Here is a 21,940-nt window from a genome sequence, read left to right as displayed (position 1 = left end):
CCTTGCCCCGGGTTCAGCGCTTCGACGAGCCGCTCGAACGGGACGTCCTGGTGGGCGTAGGCGTCGAGGCTGCGGTCCCGCACCCGCGCCACGAGGTCGCGGAACGACGGATCGCCGCCGGCGTCCACGCGCAGGACCAGGGTGTTGACGAAGAAGCCGACGAGGTCGTCGAGCGCCGGGTCGGTCCGGCCGGCGATCGGGGTGCCGATCGGGATGTCGGTGCCGCCGCCGAGCCGCGACAGCAGCGCGGTCAGGCCCGCGTGCACGACCATGAACGGGCTGGCGCCGCAGGCGCGCGCCAGGTCGGTCAGCCCGGCGTGCAGACCCGCGTCCCAGGTGAAGGTGAAGAACTCGCCGCGGTAGGCCGACACCGCGGGGTGCGGCCGGTCGAGCGGGAGCGGGATGCGCTCGGGCAAGCCGTCGAGCGCGGTACGCCAGTAGTCGAGCTGGACGGCCTCTTCCGCCTCCAGGAGATCGCGCTGCCAGAGCGTGTAGTCCGCGTACTGCACCGGCAACGGCGTCCACTCGGGAGCTTCCCCGCGCAGCCGGGCGCGGTAGGCCGTGGCGATGTCGCGCCAGAGCGGGGCCAGCGACCAGCCGTCGGCGGCGATGTGGTGCACGACGAGGACCAGCACGTGGCGGCGCGCGTCGGCGGTCAGCAGCGTGGCCCGCACCGGCACGCCGGCGCCGAGGTCGAACACCTCGCGGACGAGCGTGTCCACTTCGGATTCCCCATCGGACACCGTGCGAACGGTCAGCTCGATCGCAGCTTCAGCGAGAACCTGCTGGTACGGCACGCCGTCGGCGGTCGGGAACACCGTCCGCAGCGCCTCGTGCCGGTCGAGGACGTCGTGCAGGGCCGCCCGCAGCGCCTCGACGTCCAGCTCGCCCGCGAGCCGCATGACGAGCGGGACGTTGTAGGTCGCCGACCCGCCTTCGAGGCCGTGCAGGAACCAGAGCCGCTGCTGCGCGAACGACAGCGGCAACCGCTCCGGCCGCTCGGTGACGCGGGTGAGCGGACGCCGCTCGGTGCCGGTCACCGCCCCGGCCAGCAGGTCCGCCAGCGCGGCCGGGGTCGGCGCGTCGAACACCGCCCGCACCGGCACCTCGGCGCCGACCGCCGCGCGGATGCGCTGGATCAGCCGCGTCGCCAGCAGCGAATGCCCGCCGAGGGCGAAGAAGTCGTCGTCCGGGCCGGCCTGCGACACGCCGAGGACGTCGGCGAACATCTCGCACAGCAGCTGCTCGACGGGGTTGCGCGGCGCGCGGCCCGGTCCGGCGGCGAACCGTTCCGGACTGGGCAGGGCCTTGCGGTCGAGCTTGCCCGAAGCGAGCACGGGCAGCTTGTCCAGCACGACGAACGCCGACGGCACCATGTACAACGGCAGCCGGTCCCGCACGTGCGCGCGCAGCGAGGCCACCAGCGCGCCGGTCTCCCGCCGGGCCGCCGGGTTGTTCGCGTACGACGCCGGCGTGCCGGTCTGCCGTCCGGGGCGGTAAGCGGGACCGTCATCCCCCGTCGAGAAGACGGCTTCCAGCGCACCGCCCTCGGGAGCCCACGTCACCGCCACCCGGTAGCCGGCCCGCGCACCGAGCCGGTGCAGGGCTTCCGGGTCGACGCCGTCGCGGCGGCCCAGGGCGGCCAGTGCCGCCTCGGCGTCCCCTTCGTCCAGCGCACGCACGGCCGCCAGCTCGCCGGACAGGCGCGCGTCCGGCACCCCGGTGACGCGCAGCCGTTCCGGCGTCTCGGCGGCCAGGAACCGTTCCACCGCGGCGAGATCGCCGTACGCCACGACCTGTTCGGCAGCCGCGGCCGGCGTCGGCGCCTTGCGGAGGACGACGTCGTAGCGGTGCCGGGTCAGTTCGTTGTGCGCCTCGCCGCGCTTCACCCACAGGTCGACGTCGTCGAACCCGTCCAGGCCGCGGGCCAGGGCCGGGAAGAAGTCCGGGTCCAGGACCAGCTCGCCCTCGCGCGCGATGGCCTGGTCGACCGCCGCGACGTCGGCCCGGCCGTGCCGCAGCTCGACGGCGGTGCGGAATGCCCGCAGCGAGCGGAGGTTGCGGATGTCGCCGAGGAAGATCGTGCCGCCGGGTCGCACGAGAGCGGCTGCGGTCCGGACGACTTCGGCGAGGTAGTCCGCGCTCGGGAAGTACTGCGCGACGGAGTTGATGATCACCGTGTCGAACGGCTCGGCCGGCAGCTCGCCGAGGTCGTGGGCGGGGCGGGCGGCGAGGTGCACGCGGTCGGCGAACGGCGTCGCGGCGACCTCGCGCCGGACGTTCTCGATCGCGCTCTCGGACAGATCGACGCCCCAGTACGTCTCGGCGTCCGGCGCGATCCGGGAGAGGATGAGCCCGCTGCCGACCCCGATTTCGAGGACCCGCTTCGGCTTGAGCGAGCGGATCCGGTCGATCGTCGCCGCGTGCCACTCGCGCATCTCGGCGAGCGGGATGTCGGAGCCGTCGTAGCTGGAGTTCCAGCCGGCGAAGTTCTCCTCGATGCCGGTGGACCCGGCGAGCATCTCCTCGTGGACGGCGTGCCACTCGGCGACGTGGCCCTGCTCGGACGACCGGTCGGGGACCGGCACGGCGTAGGCGACGAGCTGACCGTCCTGCGCGACGACGACCGACTGGCCGACGCGCGGGTGCTCGGCGAGCACCGATTCGATCTCGCCGAGTTCGATGCGGTAGCCGCGGATCTTCACCTGGTCGTCGGCCCGGCCCAGGAAGACGAGCCGGCCGTCCGGCAGCCACTTCACCAGGTCACCGGTGCGGTAAAGGCGACCCCCGGAGCCGAAGGGGTCGGCCACGAACCGTTCCGCCGTCAGCCCCGGCCGTCCCAGGTATCCCCGGGCCAGGCCGGATCCGGCGAGGTACAGCTCGCCGACGACGCCGACCGGGACCGGTGCGAGCGACGCGTCGAGGACGTACGCGCGGGTGCCCGGGTCCGGGACGCCGATCGGCACGGCCGAGCCGGGCGCGATCTCCGGGTCGCACAGCCCGAGCGTCGAGTTGGTGGTGGCTTCGGTCGGGCCGTAGGCGTTGAACATCCGCCGTCCCGGCGCCCATCGGCGCACCAGCTCCGGCGACACCCGCTCGGTCCCGGCCAGCAGGACGCTGTCGCGCGGCAGGTCGCAGTCGTCGGGGAACTCGGCCAGGAGCGCGGGCGGCAGGATCATGAAGTCGACGCCCTTGGCGTGCGCGTAGTCCGCCAGCTCGGGGCCGGGCACGCGCCGCTCGGCGGGGACGATCACCAGGCGTCCGCCGGAAAGCAGGCCGAGGCACAGGTCCCAGAACGCGACGTCGAAGCTCGGCGACGCGAACTGCAGCACCCGGCTGTGCGGGCCCACCCCGAACCGCTCGGACTGCGTCGCGACGAGCTTCGCGACTCCGGCGTGGGAGACGACGACGCCCTTGGGCCGGCCGGTGGAGCCGGACGTGTAGATGACGTAGGCCGCGTTCGCCGGGACGATCGCCGCGGCGGGGTCCGTGTCCGGCGCCGCGTCGAGGTCGAGTTCTTCGAGAACGACCGCACTCTCGAAGTGGTCTGCCAGTTCACCGGTGGTCAGCACGCACACCGGGCGGGCGTCACCGACCATGAACACGATCCGCTCGGCCGGGTAGGCCGGGTCCAGCGGCACGTAGGCGGCGCCGGCCTTGAGCACGGCCAGCTCGGCCACGACCATGTCCAGGGAGCGCGGCACGGCCAGCGCGACCACCCGTTCCGGCCCGGCGCCGCGCCCGATCAGGACGTGGGCGAGCCGGTTCGCGCGCGCGTCCAGCTCGGCGTAGGTCAGTTCCTCGTCCTCGAAGACGAGCGCCACGGCGTCCGGGGCTTCCGCGACGCGGGCGGCGAACAGCTCGGGCAGCGTCGACGGCGGCGCGTCGAAGTCGGTGTCGTTCCACTCGCGCAGGAGCTGCCGCAGTTCCGGCTCCGGCAGCAGGTCCAGGCGTTCGACCGGCCACTGTGGACGCTTCAGGGCGTCGGCCAGGAGGTGGCCGAGGTGCCCGAGCATGCGGTCCACTGTGGACTCGTCGAGGACGTCGGCGCGGTAGTCGACGACCAGCGCTTCGCCGTCGACACCCAGGTTCACGTCCAGGGGCAGGTCGGTCTCGGCGCCGAAGCCGACGTTGACGACCACCGATCCCCCGCGACCCGGCTCGGGCTCGACTTCAGCGACCAGGTCGTCGAACGGGACTCGGTGGGCCAATGCCTCTTCACGCGCGTCGCGCACCCGCGTGACGACGTCCGCGAACCCGGGCGAGCCACCGAGATCGACCCGCAGCGGCACCAGCGAGCCGATGCCGAGGACGACGTCGACGGTTCCCGCGTACCGGGAAAGCAGCACGACGAAACCCGCGAGGAGCGTCAGCTCGTCGGTCGCGGGCCGCGGCCGGGTCAGCCGCGCCGGGACCGCCCGAGCCGGGTACGGCCGGTCGATCGGCAGCGGGAGCTCCTTCGGCGCCGAGGCGAGGCGGTCACGCCAGAATCCGAGCTCCGCCACCTGCTGCACAGCGTCACCGTTACTCACCGGTAGACCAGCCTCCCGCTGCTCAAGATGCCCGGATCCGGGCTTGGACTTAGGGCAACCTAACAAACCGAGGGTGAGAATGCACTGCTGTACCATCGGTTAGCCTTACCTAAATGGGTACCAGTCGGAGGTGCGGTGCGAACAGACCCCGGAGGGATCGCTCTCACGCGACGCCCGCCACACACGGGCCGCGCGCTCGGCCTCCTGGCCGCCCTCGGTGTCCTCGTTCTCCTGTGCCTGCTGAGCGTCTGGCTGGGCTCCAAGGAGATCTCGTTCGGTGCCGTCTGGCAGGTGCTGTGGCACGACGACGGCTCCGCGGACGCGGTGATCATCCACAGTGTCCGGATGCCGCGGACGCTCCTCGCGGTCCTCGTCGGCGCGGGTCTCGGGCTGGCCGGCACGGTGATGCAGGCGCTCACCCGCAACCCCCTCGCCGACCCGGGCCTGCTGGGCGTCAGCGCCGGGGCCGCGTTCGCCATCGTGTTCTCGATCACCGTGCTGGGGATCAGCTCGCTCTACGGCTACATCTGGTTCGCCTTCGCCGGCGCGCTCCTCGCCACGGCCGTCGTCTACTACCTCGGCACGCGCGGGCGGGCCGGGTCGAGCCCGGTCAAGCTCGCGCTCGCCGGGGCCGCCGTCACGGCGCTGCTCTCCTCGTTCACCAGCGCGATGGTGCTGTCGGACCCGGTGGCGCTCAACCGCTACCGCTTCTGGTCGGCCGGCTCGCTTTCCGGCGTCGACGCGACCGCGTTGCTGCAGGTACTGCCGTTCCTCGTCGTCGGCGTGGTGCTGGCGATCGCGAGCGGCCCCGCGTTGAACAGCCTCGCGCTCGGTGACGACGTCGCGATCGCGCTCGGCCGGAAGCTCGGCCCGCTGCGGCTGCGGGGCGCGCTGGCGATCACCCTGCTGACCGGCGCCGCCGTCGCCGTCGCCGGGCCGATCGTGTTCCTCGGCCTGATCGTCCCGCACGCGGTGCGGTTCGTGATCGGGCCCGACCACCGGTGGCTGCTGCCCTACACCGCGATCCTCGCGCCGTGCCTGCTGCTCGCCGCGGACATCCTGGGCCGGATCGTGGCGCGGCCGAGCGAGATCCGCGCGGGCGTGATCGTCGCGTTCCTCGGCGCGCCGTTCTTCATCTACCTGGTCCGCCGCCGCAAGCTCGTGGAGTCCTGACATGAGCCTGCTGCAGGTCCGGAGCGACCGCGTCACCTTTCGCGCCGGTTCGGTGTCCGGCCGGGTCCGGCCCCGGCTGCTGCTCGTCTCCGTGATCCTCGCCGTGCTCGCGTTCGTGCTCTTCTGCGTGGGCATGACGATCGGCGACGTCCCGATGACCGTGTCCGACGTCCTGTCCGGCCTCTTCGGCGGCGGCGACAGCGGAAACGGCTACATCGTGCAGGAACTGCGGCTGCCCCGGGCGCTCACCGGGCTGCTGGCCGGGCTCGCGTTCGGCGCGTCCGGTGCGGTGTTCCAGACCATCACCCGCAACCCGCTGGCCAGCCCGGACATGATCGGCATCAACGCGGGCGCGGCGACGGCCGTGGTCGCCGGGATCGCGTTCGGCTTCGGCGGCGGGCTCGGCACCACCACGCTCGGCCTCCTCGGCGGCCTGTGCACGGCGCTGCTGGTCTACGCGCTGGCGTGGCGGCGCGGCACCACCGGCTACCGGATCCTGCTGGTGGGCATCGGGGTCTTCGCGATGTGCACCAGCCTGACCGACTACCTGCTGAGCAAAGCGCAGATCACCGACGCGCAGGCGTCGATCGGCTGGCTGGTCGGCAACCTCGCCAACCGCGGCTGGGAGCACGTCGTCCCGCTGTTCTTCGCACTGGTCGTGCTGTTCCCGCTGGTGCTGGCGCTGTCCCGGTGGATGCAGACACTGCTGCTCGGCGACGACGTGGCCGCCGGGCTCGGCACGCCGGTGCAGCCGGTCCGGCTGGGCCTGCTGCTGGCCGGCGCCGGCCTGGTCGCGTTCGCGACGGCGTCGGCGGGCCCGATCTCGTTCGTCGCGCTGACCTCGCCGCAGATCGCGCAACGGCTCGCCAAGCTGTCCTCGCCGCCGATCACGGCGTCCGCGCTCACCGGCGCGGTCGTGGTGCTGGGCAGCGACATCATCGCCCGCTCGCTGACGGCGTCGGCGCTCCCGGTCGGCATCGTGACCGGCGTGCTCGGCGCCCCGCTGCTGCTCTGGCTGCTGGCCAGGGCCAACCGATCCGGCTCCGGAGGCTGAGAAGATGACACCGTCGCTTTGGGTGCGGGACCTGCGCGTCGCCTACGACGACCGCGTCGTCATCGACGGCCTCGACCTCGACATCCCGGACGGCCAGGTCACGGCGATCGTCGGGCCGAACGCGTGCGGGAAGTCGACGCTGCTGCGCACGCTCGCCCGGCTGCTCACGCCGAAGTCGGGCGGGGTGTACCTCGACGGCCGCTCGATCCACGACCTGCCGACGCGCCAGGTCGCCCAGCGGCTCGGGATCCTGCCGCAGTCCCCGGTGGCCCCGGAAGGCATGACGGTGGCCGACCTCGTCGGCCGCGGCCGTGCCCCGCACCAGAGCTGGTGGCGGCAATGGTCCACATCGGACGAAGGCGCGGTGCGGGACGCGCTGGAGGCGACGTCGATGACCGACCTGGCCGACCGTCCGGTGGACGAGCTTTCCGGCGGCCAGCGGCAACGCGCGTGGATCGCGATGGCGGTCGCGCAGGGCACGCCGGTGCTGCTGCTGGACGAGCCCACGACCTACCTCGACCTGGCCCACCAGATCGACGTGCTCGACCTCGTCGTCGACCTCAACCGCGGCGAGGGCCGGACGGTCGTGATGGTGCTGCACGACCTGCCGCAGGCCTGCCGCTACGCCGACCACGTGATCGCGATGAAGTCCGGGCGGATCGTGGCCTCGGGCAAGCCGGTCGAGGTCATCACCGAGGAACTGGTGGACGAGGTCTTCGACGTTCGTTGCCAGGTGACGCCCGATCCCGTGAGCGGGACGCCGATGGTGATCCCGATCAGCCGGCACCACCCGGCACCGGTCGACTAGCGCTATCCTGGGCTCTCTCGCCGATTCCGGCACTCTCCCCGTTCCAGGAAGCTGATGCCCGTGTACGTGCTGCCCGAAAAGACCCTCGGCCCCGAGCGTGACCTGCTCGAAGCCATGCTCGACCGCAACCGGCTCGCCCTCGTCGAGAACGCGCGTGGCCTGTCGGAAAGCGACGCCCGGCGGCGGCTGGTGCCGTCCCTGACCACGCCGATCAGCCTGGTCAAGCACGCCGCCGTCGCCGAGCGCCGCTGGTTCCAGTGGTTGGTGGCCGGCTTGGACGAGTCCGAGTGCGACGGCCCTTCGACTCCCGGGGACGCCAGTTTCGCCGTCGCCGAAGACGAGACCGTGGCCGACGTGATCGCCGAGTACGAGCGGACGAGCGCGCGCTCCCGCGAGATCGCGGCGGGCCGCTCGCTCGACGACCGGTGGACGCACCCGGTCGTCGGCGAGGTCAGCCTGCGGTTCATCTACCTGTTCCTCATCGAGGAGTACGCCCGCCACACCGGCCACGGCGACATCCTCCGGGAGCAGATCACCGCGCGCTGACGGCGTACTCCCCTTCGGGCGCCTCGACCAGCCGTCGGTCCACAACGGACTGCAGGATCTCCCCCACCCGCACCGCGGTGTTCGACAGCAGCGACGACGTGATGCCGTGCGTGTGCTCGGTGCCGCCCTGCAGGTAGATCCCGCCGCGCAGGGGCGGCTCCGTCGTGAGCCGGTAGTCGCGCTCGACGCGCAGGCGTCCTTCGTCGTCGCGCAGGCAGCGCGGGCCGAGCTCGCCGAGCAGCGGGGTCGGGTCGGCGGGCCGGTAGCCGGTCGCGTAGACGACCGCGTCGGCCTCCAGCGTCGTTCGCTCGCCGGTCGTCAAGGACTCGACGGTCACGGTTCCCGCGGCCGTCACCTCGACCGGGCGCGAGACGTTGAACAGCCGCAACCGTTCCACGCCCACGACCTTCTCGCGGTACGTCCGGCGGTACAGCTCGTCGATCAGGTCGACGTCGACGGCCGAGTAGTTCGTCGCGCCGTGGTAGCGCATCAGGCGGTCCTTGACCGGCTCGCCCGCGCCGTAGAACTGGTCGACGGCGTCCGGGTCGAAGATCCGGTTGGCGAACGAGCTGTCGTCGGCCGGGCTGTAGCCGTAGCGCGCGAACACCGCGCACACCTCGGCGCGCGGGAACTCGTCGTGCAGCAGCGCGGCGACCTCCGCGGCGCTCTGCCCGGCGCCGACCACGACGAACCGCTTCGGATCGCGGTCGCGCAGGGCGTCCACGCGGAACAGCAGCTCGCTGTTGTGCCAGATCCGGTCGCCGGCGGTGACGCCTTCGGGCAGCTGGGGCCGCAAGCCCGTCCCCACCACCAGGTTCCGGGCGCGCAGCGACGACCCGTCCGAGGCTTCGACGTCGAAGTAGGCGACCTCCGCACCGTCGTACACCGGCTTCACGGCGACGACCTCGGTGCCGTAGGAGACGACGTCGTCGACCTTCGCGGCCGCCCACTCGAAGTAGTCGTGGAACTCGACGCGCAACGGGAACAGGTTCTTGTGGTTGATGAAGTCGACCAGCCTGCCGGCCGCGTGCAGGTAGTTGAGGAAGCTGAACTCGCTGGTCGGGTTCCGCATGGTGACCAGGTCCTTGAGGAACGACACCTGCATGGTCGCGGTGTCGATCAGCATCCCGCGGTGCCAGCCGAAGCGCGGCTGCCGTTCGAGGAAGTGCGCGGTCACCGGCTCGCCCGGGCCCGCGTTGTGCTCGGCCAGAGCGATCGCGAGGGCCAGGTTCGACGGTCCGAAGCCCACGCCGACGATGTCGTAGATCGGGACCTCTGCAGCCATGTTGCTCCCTCGCGCGCTCCGGTACGGTTCAGGGAACCCTAACCTAACTTAGGCGAGCCTCGCCTAGTACGTTCGTGGTGATGTTCGTCCCCGATCACGAAAGGGCACTCTCGAATGCGCGTGGCGATGTTCGGCTACCAGACCTGGGGGCACCGGACCCTCCAGGCGCTCATCGACGCCGGCCACGAGGTCGCCCTCGTGGTCACGCACCCGAAGAGCGACCACGCCTACGAGCGGATCTGGGCCGACTCGGTCGCCGACCTCGCCGAGGCGAACGGCATCCGCGTCCTGCTGCGCAACCGCCCGGACGACGCCGAGCTCCTGGCCGAGCTGAAGGCGGCGGACCTCGACCTGATCGTGGCGAACAACTGGCGCACGTGGCTGCCGCCGGAGATCTTCGAGCTCCCGCGCCACGGCACCCTCAACATCCACGACTCGCTGCTGCCGTCCTACGCCGGCTTCTCCCCGCTGATCTGGGCGATGATCAACGGCGAGCCGGAGGTCGGCGTCACCGCCCACATGATGGACGGCGAGCTCGACGCGGGCGACATCGTCCTGCAGCGCGCGATCCCGGTCGGCCCGGCGGACACGACGACGGACCTGTTCCACCGCACGGTCGACCTGATCGCCCCGATCACGGCCGAAGCGATCTCGATGATCGAGACCGGCTACACCCCGGTGCCCCAGGACCGCACGAAGGCCAGCTTCTTCCACAAGCGGGCGGCGCGCGACAGCCTCATCGACTGGACGTCACCGCCGTCGGACATCGAGCGTTTCGTGCGCGCGCTGTCCGACCCGTACCCGAACGCGTTCACCTTCCACCGCGGTGAGCAGCTGCGCGTCCTCCGCGCCTCGGTGTCCCGCGGGCACTACGGGGGCACGCCGGGCCGCATCTTCATCCGGGAGGGCGAGGGCGTGGTGATCGTGGCGGGGCCGGACGCGCGTCGCGGCCGGGCACCGGGTCTGCTGGTGGAGCAGGTTCGCACCGCCGACGGCACGGACCTGCCCGCGACCGAGTACTTCAAGACCATGGGCGGCTACCTCACCGACCGGCCCTGACCCCTCCTCGGCTGACACATCCGGTCAGCGGGACATCTCTTGGCCGACGGCGGTCCCGGCGCCAGGATGGCCCGCATGGCCGGGATCCGCTTCCTCGAAGACCATCGCGCGTGGGTGCTCACCGCCGCGTCGAGCACCTACGCGCTGCGGCTCGACGAGGACGACGTGCCCACCCACGTCTACTGGGGCCCGAGGCTGCCCGCCGAAGACATCCCGGACCTCATCGGTAAAACGCTCCCTTGGTGGGACGGCTTCAACGACCCCGGCGAAGGCCGGGACGAACTGGCCGCGGACGGCGGGACCAAGTACTGGACCCCCGCCCTCCAGCTCCGGTTCGCCGACGGCACGCGGGCTCTGGAATGGCGCTATCAGGACCACGACATCACTCGGGATCACCTGAAGATCCACTTCGCCGACCGCCACTACCCGCTGCGGATCACCCTGCACTACCGGCATCGCGGCGACGTGCTCGAACGGTGGACCGAACTGGCCGCTGACACCGACGTCGAAGTGGTCCGGGCCGACTCCGCGACCTGGGTGCTGCCCCTCCTCGAGGACTACCGGCTCAGCCACGTCACCGGCCGCTGGGCCGCGGAAACCCAGCTCCGCCGCACCCCCGCGCCCCACGGCGAAACGACCTTCGCCAGCCGCCGCGGGATCACCGGGCACCACGCCAACCCGTGGGTCATGGTCGACGACGCCACCGCGACCGAACGCCACGGCGAGGTCTACGGCGTCGCCCTCGCCTGGAGCGGTTCCTGGCGCCTCACCACCACCCGGTCGTCCACCGGGCGGCTGACCGTCAGCGGCGGGTTCGGCCAGGACGGCGTCACCCACCGCGTCGGTCCCGGCAAGCCGCTGGTCACCCCGGTGGCGGCCGGGCTGTACACCGCCGGCGGGTTCGGCGCCGCCGGCCGCGCCTGGCACGCCTACGTCCGCGAGCATGTCCTCCCCCACCCGCGAGAGCTGCGCCCGGTGCTCTACAACTCCTGGGAGGCAACGGGTTTCGACGTCTCCGAGCAGGGCCAGCGCACTCTGGCCGAGCGCGCCGCGGCGCTCGGCGTCGAACTGTTCGTGCTGGACGACGGCTGGTTCGGCGGACGCACCGGCGACCACGCCGGCCTCGGCGACTGGCACGTCGACCGCGCCCGGTTCCCCGACGGGCTCGGACCGCTCATCGACGTCGTGCACGGCCTCGGCATGAAGTTCGGCATCTGGGTCGAGCCCGAAATGGTCAACCCGGACAGCGACCTCTACCGCGCGCACTCGGACTGGGTCCTGCACCACCCGCACCGGCGCCGGTCGGAGCTGCGCAACCAGCTCGTCCTCAACTTCGCCCGGCCCGACGTCCGGGAGTGGGCGCACGACTGGCTCGACCGGCTCGTCGGCGACCACGGCGTCGACTTCCTCAAGTGGGACATGAACCGCCCGTTCAGCGAAGCGGGCTGGCCGGGCGAGGCCGACCCGGACCGCCTGTGGGTCGAGCACACCCGAGCGGTCCACGCGCTCATGGACCGCCTCCGGGACGACCATCCCGGCCTGCGCATCGAGGCGTGCAGCGGCGGGGGCGGCCGGATCGACCTCGGCGTGCTCGCCCGCGCCGACCAGGTCTGGACGTCGGACAACACCGACGCCCTCGACCGGCTGCGGATCCAGCACGGCTACAGCCAGCTCTACCCGGCCGGCGCGATGTCGGCCTGGGTCACCGACAACCCGAACTTCGTCACGGGCCGCTCGGTGCCGCTGCGGTTCCGGTTCCACGTCGCCATGGCCGGCGTGCTCGGCATCGGCGGCGACATCGTGCGCTGGCCCGGCGACGACCTCGCGCTCGCCCGCGAACTCGTCGCGCTCTACAAGGACATCCGGCCCGTCGTGCAGCACGGCGCGCTCCACCGGCTCCGGCCGCCGGTCGACGACGGCGTCACCGCACTCCAGTACGTCCACGAAGACCGGACGGTCGTCTTCGCCTACCGGCAGGCTTCGCACTTCAACGCGCCGGAGCGTCCGCTGCGGCTCGAGGGCCTCGATCCCGCTCACCGGTACGTCGATTCCGACGACGGCACCACGCACAGCGGCGCGGTGTTGCTCGCCCGCGGGCTGCCCCTCGGCCTGCCGACCGGCGACTTCGCGAGCAAAGTCCTCCGATTGCGGCGAAAGATCTGATCTCTCGGCGGATCGACCCCGGATTCGACGTGATTCGACGCTTGACACCGCATCAGAGGTCCGATCAAATGCGTCATACATCACATATGGTGGGTGGCACGTGGGAGGAACGATGAGGCGGTCCCTGGCGCTCGGAGCGGCAGTGCTCCTGGCCGTGAGCGGATGTTCGGTCGGCTCGAACACCGGCAGCGGCGGCAGCGAGGAAATCACCTTCCTGACGTTCGAGACACCGAACCTCACCCCGGCCTACTGGGACGCCGCCATCAAGCGCGTCACCGACAAGAACCCGGGGATCAAGGTCAAGAAGCTCGTCGCCCCGACCGCCGACGGGCGGACGTCGTACGCGAAGCAGCTCCTGCAGTCGGGTCAGTTCCCCGACGTGATGATCGCCGTCGATTCGGCGGGCTTCGCCGAAGCGGGCAACCTCTACGCGTGGACGCCCAGCGAGCTCAAGGACTTCCAGTTCCCCGAGGCCAACCCGGTGCAGGGCAAGTACTTCCAGCTGCCGGCGAACACCCAGACCATCCCGCCGATCTACTACAACAAGAAGATGTTCGCCGACGCGGGCATCACCTCGACACCGAAGACGTGGGCCGAGCTGGAAGCCGACGCCGGAAAGCTGAAGGACAAGGGCATCGCGCCCTTCACCATCGGCGGCGGCAAGGACGGCTTCCCCTCCTCGATGATCCTCTCCGGACTGGTCAGCACCGAGGTGTACAACAGCGTCCCCGACTGGCTGACCCAGCGCCGCGCGGACAAGGTCAAGTTCACCGACCCGGCGTTCCAGAAAGCGTTTTCGAAGCTCGCCGAGCTCGCCTCGAGGGGCTACGTGGACAAGACGAGCGTGTCCCGCGACTACGCGGCGACCGAGCAGGCCTTCCTGGACGGCAAGAGCGCGATGTACCCGATGGGCAACTGGTTCGCCGCCAACGCCGACACCAAGAAGCACGACTTCGAAGTCGGCGTCTTCAACTTCCCGACCGAGGACGGCAAGCTCGTCGTCCCGGCCTACACCGGCGGCGGCATGATCGTGAACGCCAAGGCGGCCAACCTCGACGCCGCCAAGAAGTTCGCCCTGGGCTTCCAGCTCGACAAGGACCAGCTCGACGCGTCGGTCAAGGCCGACGGCCTGTTCCCGGCGATCAAGGGCTACACCCCGCCCGCGGACGTCGGCCCGACCTTCAAGGCCGGCTACGACCTCTACACCCAGGCCGTGCAGCAGAACGCCGTGGTGCACGCCTTCCGCTGGGAGACCGCCGACGACGGCCTGCTGCCCGGCATGAAGGACAAGGTCGACCAGGCCGCCCAGGACGTCATCACCGGCCGCAAGTCCGTGGCCGACGCGTGCGCGTTCCTGGACACCGAGTGGGCGAAGGCGGGCTGACTTGGCCGCCGTCGTCAGTCCTCCGGCTCCCCCTTCGTCCCGGCGGACGCCCGCCCACCGCACGCGGCGGCGCAAGCCGATCCTGCCGCGGGTGTGGCACTTCGCGTCGTTCGGCGCTCCGGGGGTGCTCGTCTACCTGTGCTTCGTGATGGCGCCGATCCTGATCAGCTTCGGGTACAGCCTCACGAACTACAACCCGTTCAACCCGCCGGTGAAGTTCGTCGGCTTCGAGAACTACCAGCTGCTCTTCACCGACGAGCAGTTCTTGACCGCACTGAGGGTCACCACGATCCTGACGGTGATCGTGGTGGTCGTGCCGAACGTCCTCGGCCTGGGCGTCGCACTGCTGCTGGACCGGAAAGGCTGGCTGTACAACGCTTTGCGCAGCGTCTTCTTCACGCCGGTGATCCTCAGCTCGGTCGTCGTCTCGATCGTCTGGTCGCGGCTGCTCGACGACCAGGGCCCGCTGAACACGCTGCTGCGGGCGATCGGGGTCGAGCACCCGCCGGGCTGGCTGTCCGATCCGGACGTCGCGCTGTACTCGGTCGCGTCGATCGTGTGCTGGCAGATGCTCGGGTTCTGCGTCGTCGTCTATCTCGCCGGGTTGCAGGGCGTGCCGACCGAGCTGCTGGAGGCCGCCGAAATCGACGGCGCCGGGCCGCTGCGGCGGTTCCGCGCCGTCACGTGGCCGCTGCTCGCGCCGTCGCTGACGATCAACACGGTCGTGCTGCTCATTTCGGCGTTCAAGACCTACGACTACGTCAAGGTGATCACCAACGGCGGCCCGGGTTCCGGAGCCACGGCGACGATCGCGTTCGACGTGCTGCAGACGGGGTTCGACTCGAACCACGTCGGCTACGCGTCGGCGATGGCCGTGCTGATGCTGGTGATCGTCGCGGTGGTGACCACGGTCGTGCTGAACTTCCTCCGCCGCCGGGAGGTGGACCTGTGACGCGGGCCTGGCTGCGGCCGTCGGTCGCGCTCGTCGTCAGCGCGGTGTTTTTCGTGCCGCTGTACCTGGTGCTGGTCAACGTGGTCAAGCAGGGCGACCGGATCGCCGCGTCGCCGGCGTCGCTCCCGCTGCCGCCGACGCTGGCCAACATCCACGCGGTGCTGACCCGGCCGGACGGGCTGTTCTGGGTCAGCTTGACCAACAGCATCGTGGTCACGGTGCTGTCGATCCTGGTGCTGACGGTGCTGTCGGCGATGCTCGGCCACTACCTGGCGCGCTCGGGCAAGCGGTGGACGAAGGTCCTGACGCTCGTGCTGCTGGCCGGGTTGATGATTCCGCCGCAGGTCATCCTCATCCCGATCACGGACGTCCTGCGCGTCACGCACCTGATGGCGACGCTGCAGGGGCTGGTCCTGTTCAACGTCGGGTACTACGTGCCGTTCGGGGTGTTCGTGTTCAGCGGGTTCATCCGCGGGGTCCCGGTGGAACTGGAGGAGGCGGCCCTCCTCGACGGCGCGAGCCGCATGCAGGTGTTCTGGCGCGTGGTGTTCCCTTTGCTGCGGCCGGCGACGGCGTCGGTCTTGATCTTCCTCGGCGTGTGGATCTGGAACGACTTCATCGACCCGCTGATCATCCTGGGCCCCAGCCAGGGGACGACGATCACCACGGGTATCTATCGTTCGATCGGCCAGTACCAGGCCGACCTGGGCAGCGTGTTCGCGCTGATGTTCCTGGCCACGCTGCCGGTGTTGATCTTCTACTTGGCGTTGCAGAAGCAGTTCGTAAAAGGCCTTACGGGCGGCGCGACGAAGGGGTGAGCGGCGCTTCCCCACGAGAGCACTGCTCACCGGCGTTGGCGAGCACCGCTCAGAGTCGAGAGCACCGCTCTGCAAAGCCGCCCAGCCGGAAGCACCAGCGTCACAGCTCGCGAACCTTCCCACCATCAACCTCAAGGCGGCGGCCGACGTGCACGGCGTCGAGCATCCGCCGGTCATGCGTCACCAGCAGCAGCGTGCCCGGGTACTTGTCCAGCGCCGCCTCGAGCTGCTCGATCGCCGGCAGGTCCAAGTGGTTGGTCGGCTCGTCCAGCACCAGCAGATTCACCCCGCGCGCCTGCAGCAGAGCCAAAGCGGCCCGCGTCCGTTCCCCCGGCGAGAGCGTCGCCGCGGAACGCAGCACATGCGCGGCCTTGAGACCGAACTTGGCCAGCAACGTCCGGACTTCGGCGTCGGGCAGCTCAGGCACCTCGCGCGCGAAAGCCTCGGCCAACGGCACGTCGCCCAGGAACAGCTGCCGGGCCTGGTCGACCTCGCCGACCACCACGCCGGGCCCGAGGGCCGCGTCGCCCTCGTCGACGGGGACCCGGCCGAGGAGCGCGGCCAGCAACGTCGACTTGCCGGAGCCGTTCGCGCCGGTGATGGCGACCTTGTCCGCCCAGTCGATCTGCAGGTCGACCGGTCCGAGCGTGAACCCGCCGCGCCGGACGACCGCGCCGCGCAGGGTCGCGACCACTGCGCCCGCCCGCGGGGCCGCGGCGATCTCCATCCGCAGCTCCCACTCCTTGCGCGGCTCCTCGACGACGTCCAGCCGCTCGATCATCCGGTCGGTCTGCCGGGCCTTCGACGCCTGCTTCTCGGTGGCCTCCGCGCGGAACTTCCGGGCGTTCTTGTCGTTGTCGGGCTGCTTCCGGCGGGCGTTCTTGACGCCCTTCTCCATCCACGCCCGCTGCATCCGCCCGCGCGCTTCGAGGGACGCCTTCGTGTCGGCGTACTCGTCGTACTCCTCACGCGCGTGCCGGCGCGCGACCTCGCGCTCTTCGAGGTACGCCTCGTAGCCACCGCCGTAGACGTTGACCTGCTGCTGGGCCAGGTCCAGCTCGACGACGCGGTCGACGGTCCGCGCCAGGAACTCGCGGTCGTGGCTGACCAGGACGGTCGCCGACCGCAGGCCGGACACGAACCGCTCCAGCCGCGCCAGCCCGTCCAGGTCGAGGTCGTTGGTGGGCTCGTCGAGCAGGAAGACGTCGTAGCGGCTCAGCAGCAGCGACGCGAGCCCGGCTCGGGCGGCCTGCCCGCCCGAGAGCGACGTCATCGGCTGGTCCAGGTCGACGGCGAGCCCCAGGTCGGCGGCCACTTCGGCGGCGCGCTCGTCGAGGTCGGCGCCACCCAGGTCGAGCCAGCGGTCCAGCGCCACGGCGTAGCGGTCGTCCGCGCCGGCCTCGCCCGCGGTCAGCGCCGAGGTCGCCGAGTCGAGGTCCGCCTGCGCCGCCGACACGCCGGTGCGCCGCGCCAGGAACGCCCGCACCGACTCGCCTTCGCGCCGCTCGGGTTCCTGCGGCAGGTGCCCGACGGTGGCGGTCGGCGGGTTCAGCCGAATCTCGCCGTCATCGGGTTGGGCGAGCCCGGCCAGCGTCCGCAGAAGCGTCGACTTGCCGGCGCCGTTGACGCCGACCAGGCCGACGACGTCGCCGGGCGCGACCACGAGATCGAGGCCGGAGAAGAGGATGCGGTCACCGTGGCCCGCGGCCAGGTCCTTCGCGACGAGAGTTGCGCTCATGAGGTGGCCAAGTCTACGGCCACGTGCTGAACTGTCAGATCATGGTCAAACCCACCGGCTGTGTGTGTCCGGTGGCGCTTTGATCACTGAGTGTGGGTAACCTGTTCGGTTGTCAGAACAGCCAAGCAGTGAGGTCGGTGAACACAGATGGGCGAATCCGCTCCCCCGGTCACCCTCGGCCGCAGGCCGAAACCGAGGGAAGGCCGCCCCTCCGCGCCCCGCCCCACGGTGAGCCGGCGCCGCGAGGTCAGCCACGCCAGCGCACGGTCGCTGCTGATGACCGTGCTCGGCGAGTACACGCTGCCCCGTGACACGCCGGTCTGGACGTCGATGCTGGTCGAGGTGCTCGGCATCCTCGACATCGAGGAGAAGTCGGCGCGGCAGGCGCTGGCCCGCTCCGCCGCCGAGGGCTGGATGGTCTCCGAGCGCGTCGGGCGCCGGGTGCGCTGGTCGCTGACGCCGCCGGGCCGCCGTCTCCTGACCGAGGGCGCCGAGCGGATCTACGCGTTCGGCCGCGAAGAGCGCCCCTGGAACGGCCAGTGGCTGATGCTCATCGTCTCCGTGCCGGAAGCCAAGCGCGACCTGCGGCACCGCCTGCGCACGCGGCTGACCTGGGCGGGCTTCGGCTCGCCCGTCGCCGGCGTGTGGGTCAGCCCGGACCTCAGCCGCCAGCGGGAGGCCCAGCAGATCGTCAGCGAGCTCGGCCTGGACGCCCAGGCGATGTCCTTCACCGCCGGCTACGGCGAGGTCGGCGAGCAGGAGACCATGGTCGCGCGGTCCTGGGACCTCACCGAGCTGAAGGACCGCTACGAGGACTTCATCGACCGGTTCACCGGCCTGCACCCGACCGGCGGCCGGGCCGTCCTGCGCGCGCAGACCGAGCTGGTCCACGAGTGGCGGCGGTTCCCGTTCCTCGACCCGCAGCTGCCCGCCGAGCTCCTGCCGGCGAAGTGGAGCGGGACGAAAGCGGCGGAACTGTTCCATCACAAACACGTCGACTGGCGCCCGGAGGCCCAGCAGTATTGGGACGACATCGTCGCCGCCGAAGAAGCAGGGTGAACATGACCGACCAGGTCCGCCTCGACCGTGACGGCGGGCTCGCCGTCCTGACGATCGACGCTCCGCCGTTGAACCTCTACACGGCTTCGCTGCAAACGGACCTGTCGGACGCCATCGGCGCCCTGGAAACGTCGCCCGCGCGGGCGCTGCTGATCCGCGCCGAGGGCAAGGTGGTCAGCGGCGGTGTGGACGTCTCGCTGTTCGACGCGCAGGGCTCGCCCGCCGAGGCGAAGGTGCTCTTCGACGAGATGCTCGCGGTGCCGGACCGGATCGCCGCGCTGCCGTTCCCGACGGTGTTCGCCGCGCACGGCCTCTGCCTGACCTGGGCGTTCGAGGTGGCCGTGGCGTGCGATCTCCTCCTCGCCGCGTCGCGCGCGAAGTTCGGGCTGGTCGAGAAGGTCGTCGGGCTGACGCCGACCATGGGCGGCACCCAGCGGCTCGCCGCGCGCGCCGGCGTCGGCCGCGCCAAGGAGTTCGTGATGACCGGGGACACCTACGACGCCGCGACGCTCGAGCGCTGGAACGTCGTCAACCGCGTCCTGGCCGACGACGGCTTCGACGACGCGGCCCGTGCCTTCGCCGCCCGGCTCGCCGAGGGGCCGACGCGCGCTCACGCGGCGACCAAGCGCGTCCTCGACCACTTCTCCACCGGCGGTGTCCCGGAGGCGAACGCGAAGATCACGTCGATCGCCGCCGAGCTGTTCGAGACAGAGGACCTCCGCAACGCCGTGAAGTCGTTCCTCGCCGACGGACCGGGGAAAGCGACCTTCACGGGGCGGTGAAACCTCCGTTCGGACAACGGCTTCGACCGTTCGGGCGCGGGCCCGTTTCGTCTTGATCGATGTGGTCTAGACCGGTTATCCGGTGCGGGTTACATTCGGACGTGGTCTAGACCACCTCGTCCCTCGTGCCGCTTGGAGAACCGCCATGAGACGCACTCCCGCACGACTACGCTCCGCGCTCGCCGCCGTACTGATCGCCACCGGCGGCGTCGCGGCGCTCGCGCCACCCGCCGCCGCGGCCGGTTCGCTGACCGCCACCCTGGCGATGAGCGGCACCACCGGCACATACACCGTCGCCAACACCGGGACCGCCTCGGTGAGCAACTGGGCGATCACCTTCACGCTGCCCGCCGGCGTCACCGCCTCGACCGGCGAAAACGGCACGGTGACGCAGAACGGCACCCAGGTCACGCTCACCCCGGCGTACTACATCGCGACACTGGCTCCGGGCCGCACCACCTACCCGTACAGCCCGACGTTCCGGCTCAGCGCGGCGGCGACGCCGGCGCAGTGCCGGGTCGACAACGCGAACTGCGACGGTTCACCCGACACTCCCCCGGGCGCGCCGGCCAACCTGCGGCTGGTCGCGAAGACGACCAAGACGGTCGCGCTGGCCTGGAACGCCTCGACGGCCGGATCGCTGCCGGTGACCGGCTACGACGTCTACCAGGGCACGGCGTTGGCCGCCTCGGTGACCGGCACGAGCGCCACGATCAGCGGGCTCACGCCGGGTACCGGGTACTCGTTCACAGTGAAGGCCAAGGACTCCAAGGGCACGACGTCCGCGGCGAGCGCGGCCCTGGCCGTGACAACCAACAACCCGGCCGACGACACTTCCCCGCCGTCCGCGCCGGGCGGCCTGCGCTCGACGGCCGCCGACTCGGGCAGCGTCTCCCTCGCCTGGACAGCGTCGACGGACAACACCGGCGTGGTCAGCTACGACGTCTACCGCGGTTCCACCCTGGCGACCACGGTGACCACGACGTCCGCCGTCGTGACGGGGCTGGCACCGTCCACTTCGTACACCTTCACGGTGCGCGCCCGGGACGGCTACGACAACGTGTCCGCGCCGAGTGCCGCGGTGACGGCGCGGACCGGCGACATCGTCGCGGGCTACGCGAAGGTCGGGTACTTCGTGCAGTGGGGCATCTACGGGCGCCAGTACTTCGTCAAGAACCTCGAGACGTCGGGCGCGGCGGCGAAGCTGACGCACCTGCTGTACGCGTTCGAGAACATCGACCCGGTGAACTTGACGTGCCTCTCCGGCGTCACGAAGGGCACGACCGCGAACCCGCAGGATCCCAACCAGGGTGACGGCGCGGGCGACGCCGAGGCCGACTACTCGCGGCCGTTCGCGGCGGCGCAGTCGGTGGACGGCGTGGCCGACACGGGCTGGGAGTCGTTGCGCGGCAACTTCAACCAGCTCAAGAAGCTCAAGGCGAAGCACCCGAACCTGAAGGTGCTGGTCTCACTGGGCGGCTGGACGTACTCGAAGTACTTCTCGGACGTCGCGGCCACGGACGCGTCGCGCAAGAAGTTCGTGGCGTCGTGCCTCGACACGTGGATCAAGGGCAACCTCGCGACCTACGGCGGCGCGGGCGGCCCGGGCACGGCGGCCGGCCTCTTCGACGGCATCGACCTCGACTGGGAGTGGCCGGCGAGCGCCGACGGCCACCCGGGCAACCACTGGAGCCCGAACGACAAGAACAACCTGACGGCGTTGCTGGCCGAGTTCCGCGCGCAGCTCGACGCGTACGGTGCGACGACCGGCAAGCGGTACCAGCTGCAGGCGTTCACGCCGGCGGACCCGGCCAAGGTGGCCTCCGGCTGGGACCTGTCGAAGGTGTTCAGCTACCTGGACGTGGCGAACGTGCAGGGGTACGACTTCCACGGTTCGGGCAGCGACAACTCGTGGGAGCCGAACCGCACCGGGCACCAGGGCAACCTGTACGCGGACGCGGACGACCCGTACAACTTCCACTTCAGCGCGGAAGCGGCGATCAACGCGTACACGAACGCGGGTGTCGACCCACGGCGGCTGACCTTGGGGTTGGCGTTCTACGGACGAGGCTGGCAGGGCGTGGCGGACGGCGGCAAGAGCGGCGAGTGGCAGTCGGCGACCGGCGCCGCCCCGGGGCAGTTCACCGAGGAAGCGGGGACCCGCGGGTACGCGAACCTGCTGGCGAGCGTGCCGGGGTGCACGGTCCACCACGACACGGCGGCGGTGGCGACGTCGTGCTACACGGGCAACGGCGGCCAGTGGTGGACGTTCGACGACGCTTGGTCGATCGGGCTGAAGACGACGTGGCTGAAGCAGCGCGGCCTGCTCGGCGTGATGGCGTGGGAGATGTCGGGTGACACCGGGGCGCTGATGAACGCCGTCAGCGCGGGTCTCGGCTAATGGCACGGTAATTCAGCCCGCTGAACGGAAGGCGTTTTCCGTTCAGCGGGCTGAACATTTTCCGGCTCTTTTCTTCAGGAGACGAAGAAAGGGCATCCCGCTTCTTGACTGACGATGGTCTGGACCATGAGACTGTCGGGACAGCGCGCTGGTGAACCACCTCCCTTCAAGGACAACGCCGTCTCG

15 protein-coding genes are annotated in these 21,940 nt (G+C 70.9%); 12 read left to right on the top strand and 3 right to left on the bottom strand.

Annotated elements, in window-relative coordinates:
* Window positions 1-4,514 (bottom strand): amino acid adenylation domain-containing protein (locus tag ABZ342_RS23995; RefSeq protein ID WP_360476848.1); only part of this gene is annotated, 4,514 nt, incomplete at its 3' end.
* Window positions 4,515-4,667: 153 nt separating this feature from the next.
* Between ABZ342_RS23995 and ABZ342_RS23990 the strand changes: the two genes are divergently transcribed.
* The 4 genes from ABZ342_RS23990 to ABZ342_RS23975 are packed head-to-tail and all read left to right on the top strand — an operon-like array spanning window position 4,668 to window position 8,113.
* Window positions 4,668-5,705, top strand: a complete 1,038-nt coding sequence (locus ABZ342_RS23990) for an iron chelate uptake ABC transporter family permease subunit (RefSeq protein WP_360476845.1) — start codon at window positions 4,668-4,670, stop codon at window positions 5,703-5,705.
* 1 nt (window position 5,706) lies between these two features.
* Window positions 5,707-6,759, top strand: coding sequence for an iron chelate uptake ABC transporter family permease subunit (locus ABZ342_RS23985; RefSeq protein ID WP_360476842.1), 1,053 nt, complete (start codon window positions 5,707-5,709; stop codon window positions 6,757-6,759).
* Between the two features lie 4 nt (window positions 6,760-6,763).
* Window positions 6,764-7,567 carry an ABC transporter ATP-binding protein gene (locus ABZ342_RS23980; RefSeq protein ID WP_360476839.1) on the top strand — a complete coding sequence of 268 codons (804 nt, stop codon included), beginning with the start codon at window positions 6,764-6,766 and terminating at the stop codon, window positions 7,565-7,567.
* Window positions 7,568-7,627: 60 nt separating this feature from the next.
* Window positions 7,628-8,113 carry a DinB family protein gene (locus ABZ342_RS23975; RefSeq protein ID WP_360476859.1) on the top strand — a complete coding sequence of 162 codons (486 nt, stop codon included), beginning with the start codon at window positions 7,628-7,630 and terminating at the stop codon, window positions 8,111-8,113.
* Here ABZ342_RS23975 and ABZ342_RS23970 read toward each other — a convergent pair.
* Entirely contained in the window at window positions 8,100-9,398 is a 1,299-nt protein-coding gene (locus tag ABZ342_RS23970) for a lysine N(6)-hydroxylase/L-ornithine N(5)-oxygenase family protein (RefSeq protein WP_360476836.1), read from the bottom strand. The two genes, ABZ342_RS23975 and ABZ342_RS23970, sit on opposite strands and share 14 nt — an antisense overlap.
* A 114-nt stretch (window positions 9,399-9,512) precedes the next feature.
* On the opposite strand from ABZ342_RS23970, the gene ABZ342_RS23965 reads away from it, so the two are divergent.
* The 5 genes from ABZ342_RS23965 to ABZ342_RS23945 all read left to right on the top strand — a co-directional run bounded on the left by ABZ342_RS23965 (window position 9,513) and on the right by ABZ342_RS23945 (window position 15,774).
* A complete protein-coding gene (locus ABZ342_RS23965; RefSeq protein WP_360476833.1) occupies window positions 9,513-10,457 on the top strand; it encodes a methionyl-tRNA formyltransferase in 945 nt (314 codons plus the stop codon).
* A 75-nt stretch (window positions 10,458-10,532) separates the two neighbouring features.
* On the top strand, window positions 10,533-12,620 hold the full coding sequence (locus tag ABZ342_RS23960; RefSeq protein WP_360476830.1) for an alpha-galactosidase: 2,088 nt from the start codon (window positions 10,533-10,535) through the stop codon (window positions 12,618-12,620).
* 112 nt (window positions 12,621-12,732) lie between these two features.
* On the top strand, window positions 12,733-14,004 hold the full coding sequence (locus ABZ342_RS23955; RefSeq protein WP_360476827.1) for an extracellular solute-binding protein: 1,272 nt from the start codon (window positions 12,733-12,735) through the stop codon (window positions 14,002-14,004).
* A 1-nt stretch (window position 14,005) separates the two neighbouring features.
* Complete coding sequence (locus ABZ342_RS23950) at window positions 14,006-14,956, top strand: sugar ABC transporter permease (RefSeq protein WP_360476824.1); 951 nt, start codon at window positions 14,006-14,008, stop codon at window positions 14,954-14,956.
* The gene (locus ABZ342_RS23945) at window positions 14,953-15,774 is read left to right on the top strand and encodes a carbohydrate ABC transporter permease (RefSeq protein ID WP_360476822.1); all 822 of its coding nucleotides are present in this window, start codon (window positions 14,953-14,955) and stop codon (window positions 15,772-15,774) included. The genes ABZ342_RS23950 and ABZ342_RS23945 overlap by 4 nt, the downstream gene beginning before the upstream one ends.
* Window positions 15,775-15,874: 100 nt before the next feature.
* Here ABZ342_RS23945 and ABZ342_RS23940 read toward each other — a convergent pair whose 3' ends face one another.
* A complete protein-coding gene (locus ABZ342_RS23940; RefSeq protein ID WP_360476820.1) occupies window positions 15,875-17,512 on the bottom strand; it encodes an ABC-F family ATP-binding cassette domain-containing protein in 1,638 nt (545 codons plus the stop codon).
* A gap of 147 nt (window positions 17,513-17,659) precedes the next feature.
* On the opposite strand from ABZ342_RS23940, the gene ABZ342_RS23935 reads away from it, so the two are divergent.
* From ABZ342_RS23935 to ABZ342_RS23925, 3 genes are all read left to right on the top strand, one after another.
* Window positions 17,660-18,571, top strand: coding sequence for a PaaX family transcriptional regulator C-terminal domain-containing protein (locus ABZ342_RS23935; RefSeq protein ID WP_155549829.1), 912 nt, complete (start codon window positions 17,660-17,662; stop codon window positions 18,569-18,571).
* 2 nt (window positions 18,572-18,573) lie between these two features.
* Window positions 18,574-19,353, top strand: coding sequence for an enoyl-CoA hydratase/isomerase family protein (locus tag ABZ342_RS23930; protein ID WP_360476817.1), 780 nt, complete (start codon window positions 18,574-18,576; stop codon window positions 19,351-19,353).
* Window positions 19,354-19,498: 145 nt separating this feature from the next.
* Complete coding sequence (locus ABZ342_RS23925) at window positions 19,499-21,754, top strand: glycosyl hydrolase family 18 protein (RefSeq protein WP_360476814.1); 2,256 nt, start codon at window positions 19,499-19,501, stop codon at window positions 21,752-21,754.
* Window positions 21,755-21,940 lie beyond the last annotated feature (186 nt).

The organism is Amycolatopsis sp. NPDC005961, assembly GCF_040629235.1.
Taxonomy (GTDB): Bacteria; Actinomycetota; Actinomycetes; order Mycobacteriales; family Pseudonocardiaceae; genus Amycolatopsis; species Amycolatopsis camponoti.
The sequence above is the reverse complement of the archived record's forward strand: the minus strand, read 5'-3'. Positions and strand labels throughout refer to the sequence as shown.